This is a genomic window from Rhodovulum strictum (assembly GCF_009649175.1).
Taxonomy (GTDB): Bacteria; Pseudomonadota; Alphaproteobacteria; order Rhodobacterales; family Rhodobacteraceae; genus Rhodovulum; species Rhodovulum strictum.
In genome coordinates this window covers 1-3,814 of record NZ_WJPO01000059.1, presented here as the reverse complement: position 1 = coordinate 3,814, position 3,814 = coordinate 1, and the positions used below count along the sequence as shown (strand labels likewise).

The window sequence follows — 3,814 nt, the reverse complement described above, 5'->3', positions numbered from 1 at the left end:
TCGATGTCGGCGGCCACGCGCCGTTCCGGATCGGCATCTCGGTCGAGAAGGAGGCCTCGGCGCATCGCACGCTGACCTTGCGCGCCTTCCTGCGGGCGCATCAGGCGCGTCACGGAGCGTTGCCGAAGGCCTTCATCGACTTCCACGCCGGACTGATCCTGGAGGCTGACTGGAGCGAGGTGGATGCGGCGGCGTGGCAGCATGCGACGGCGGAGGCGCAATGCCTCGAACTCGGGACGGAACCGGCTGCCGCCGCCATCGATCATGCCATCGGTACGCTGCACCGGGATTTCGACGACACCATCCTGATCGGAGGCCCCCCCTGCCAGGCCTACTCGCTTGTCGGGCGCGCTCGGGCGAAGGGGAAGATCGGATATGTCCCCGAGGAGGACGAGAGGCACTATCTCTTCCGCGAATACATCCGCGTGCTCGACCGCCTGCGCCCCGCCGCCTTCGTCATGGAGAACGTCAAGGGCATGCTGTCCTCGACGGTCGAGAGCCGCCTCGTCTTCGAGATGCTGATGGAAGACCTCGCCTCGCTCGGCACCGGGCGGGGGCATCACTACGAGATGCGGGCGATCCGGGTGGCGGACGGCAGCGCCAGCCTGCAGGAGGCCGCGCAGCCCTCGGATTTCATCGTCCGCGCCGAGGAATGGGGGGTGCCGCAGCGGCGTCACCGCGTGATCATCGTTGGCATCCGTTCAGATCTGGCGGACAGGGCCACCGGGACAAGTGTACCGGTTTCCGGGGTGACACGGACGGTCGACGATGCCATCGGCATGATGCCGGACCTGCGCAGCGGCCTGAGCCGCGGTCGCGACGACCCGGCGAGCTGGCGGCGAGAGGTCGTCGAGGCTGCCGCGCTGCTGGCAGGCATCCACCGCGGCAAGGAGGACGGACCGCTGCGCGACGTCTTCTCCGCCGTTGCGACGGGCCTGAAGAATGGACTGCTGGCACCCCGCCTGTCGGCACAGCGCCCCGAGGGGTATGGCACGTCGAACGAAAAACTCCTTTCCTCGCTGGAGAACCCTGCGCTGCGTGGCATCGCCCAGCACGAGACCCGTGGGCACATGCCCTCGGACCTAGGCCGCTATCTGTTCGCTGCCGTCTTCGGCGCGGTGCGCGGTTACAGCCCGAAGGCTTCCGATTTCCCGCTGTCGCTCAGCCCCGACCATCGCAACTGGCACAGCGGCGTTTTCAACGACCGCTTCCGGGTCCAGGTCGCCGGGGAGCCATCGACCACGGTCACGAGCCACATCTCGAAGGACGGCCACTACTTCATCCACCCCGATCCAATGCAGTGCCGCAGCCTCACCGTGCGCGAGGCGGCGCGCCTGCAGACCTTCCCGGATGACTATTACTTCCTCGGCAACCGGACGCAGCAGTACGTCCAGGTCGGCAACGCCGTGCCACCGTTCCTTGCAAGGCAGATCGCGAACATCGTTTTGAACGCAATCACCTGCGTCGACCCAAAGCGTCAGGGCACCGACCAGCGAGAGTTCCACGTGGCGTCCACCGACCCGAAGCGGCTTCGCAAGGATCTGTTCGGCTGAGGAGCGAGATGGCCTGAAACCGCAGGGCCTCACCGACCAATGGCATCAACCTCCTGCTTGAGGCGTGCGATGTCTTCGGCTGTACCAACGATTTCCAGCAGGACGTTCGCCCGGCTTGTCGCGACGTAGATCAGTTCGGGATCAGTCAGCCCATCGATGCCGACAAGAAACACGCATGGGCGTGACAGCCCCTTGAACCGCCGGACTGTGTCAAGGACGATATGATCCGACCGGACGTCATCGGAACGGCAGGTCGGCTTCCCGGCAATCTTGTCCGGCAGTGACATCGTTGTACGGCCACCTCCCACGAGTATCGCTATCTGCCCCGGCAGGACCTGACCGGAGACAAGAAGTTGCGCGACACGATCGCTCACGCGAGAAAGCGCCATTTCCCCATTGCGACACACGAGGCTGCCTACAGGCTCCCCCTCCGGTCCTGCGGGTGTGCTACGGCGTCCCTCATACCACTTCGTCATCAGGGCATGAATTCGTCGCGTGTTCCGAAGATTTCGAGTCAGTGCGATCGACGATGCAGGTAGAGCATCTATGAATCCCCTCTCGGGCGAGAAAAGGCGCTGGTTGTCATCATAGAAGACATAGAAACTCCCGGTTTCGGGGTCGCTGATCGCAAGGCGCAGGGAGTTCAACCATAAGTCTCGAAAGTCCTGCCCCTCATCGACGATGACGGTGTCGAAGGCCAGATCGGGATTGTTGCTGACTGCTTCGACAAGTGCTTCTGGCAGCAGGCGGTCGAAAAGGGACTGGTCGACCTCTGTGGGGACGTCGACTCCGGCCTTGTGCGCCAAGGTCCGGCACAACGCATGGAAACTGGCCACCACCAGGTTTTCATGACCCTGGCAGACGCTGCGCAGATGAGATGCCAGCGGAGCGTTGAAGCAGGTCAGGAGCGTCCGGCGGCCCTCGGCGGCCGATCTGATCGCCTTTTCGACAGCCAGTACTGTCTTTCCACTGCCGGCTCCTCCCGAGATCGCCATTTCCCTGTTGTCTTCAAGCGAGTCGAGGATCCAGGCCTGTTCAGCCGTCAGCCGCTCGATGGTTCTGGCGTCGTCGGCAAGGCTGATGCCGATATGTGCCTTCAGCTCGAAATGGCTTGCAAGAAGCTCTTCAAGCGCCCTGAGACCATCCAGACCGAGGGGGCTTTCGCGCAAGTCGCCACCGTCGGTCATCCGCCGGATAATCCAGCGATCGAGGGCGTCCATGTCGTCGCCGAATGCGATTATGTCGAGCGGCGCATCTGGCGCGAGGGCGCGTGCGGGTCTGACGCTCCCAGGAAGGATCGCACCATGGCGTGCCCGGATGAAACGGCCTCTGAGCATCTTGCCGGCATTCAGGCGCTTCAGGAAATGGTGCTTGCTGCTGCGCGCCTGAGACAGCGGGTTCTTGATCCTGAATCTGAACCCATCACGATCCTCGCTGAGCCACTGGCCATCGTTCTCGCGGCAGCTCACCCTCCCGCCCTTGACCTCGAGGAACAGCAGGCCGTGTTCGGCGTGCGCGACAATGAAGTCCGCTTCTCCGTCGAACTCGGCGCCATCGGTATCCGCTTCATGCCAGGAGCGTGAATAGTAGCAGTTGAAGTCTCCGGGCAACTTGTCCCGCATCCGCTCGTAGACGCGGACCTCCGACGACAGTTTCGGGTTTTCCAGAACATGTCGCGGCAATTCCCGTGGGTACATGCGCGCCATGCTCAGGACCCTCCATCAAGCAGCTTGCGGAAGAACCCTAGCCCCGGCTTTTCGGGTGTGCCCACAAGCATGCCGCGATCGAGATGCCGGTTGAAATGCTCGCAAGAAGTTTCCGGAAGGAACGTGCAGCTGTGACAGGCCGCCGATCCGGATCCCTCGGAGAGTGAGAGGATGCCGCTGCTGCAGAGCGGATCGGAAGAGCACCACTCCAGATCCCGGAGTGCGGCGAGCAGGATCGGACCAATCTCGCTTGTGCGCCCCTTTCGCGACAATCCGCCGAGCGTTCCATCGGAATCCGGCGCGGAGGTGTACAGGAGGAATCCGCACATTCCGCCCGGGCCAGGCGAAACATAGAGCCTCTCACGGATGGAAGCGGTGGAATACCCGCTGTCGAGCGACAGCCGCTCCGAAAGAGCGTGGGCAGTTGTGTGAACCAGTAGAAACCTCGCCGAAATCAGCATCGGGAACGGACGATCACGGTCGTGTCTCGGAATTGGTGGAAATTTGAAGGCGGCGTAATCTCCGGGTGAACATCCACCCACCCATCCGGCGGCG

General features: G+C 63.2%; 3 protein-coding genes. 1 reads left to right on the top strand and 2 read right to left on the bottom strand.

Annotated features, from left to right (window positions below):
• A partial coding sequence (locus tag GH815_RS18480; protein WP_153750193.1) for a DNA cytosine methyltransferase occupies positions 1–1,553 on the top strand: 1,553 nt, incomplete at its 5' end.
• A gap of 29 nt (positions 1,554–1,582) precedes the next feature.
• On the opposite strand, the gene GH815_RS18475 is transcribed toward GH815_RS18480, so the two are convergent.
• Positions 1,583–3,259, bottom strand: a complete 1,677-nt coding sequence (locus tag GH815_RS18475; RefSeq protein ID WP_153750192.1) for an NERD domain-containing protein — start codon at positions 3,257–3,259, stop codon at positions 1,583–1,585.
• Positions 3,260–3,261: 2 nt separating this feature from the next.
• Positions 3,262–3,814 (bottom strand): DUF1998 domain-containing protein (locus GH815_RS18470; RefSeq protein ID WP_246176537.1); only part of this gene is annotated, 553 nt, incomplete at its 5' end.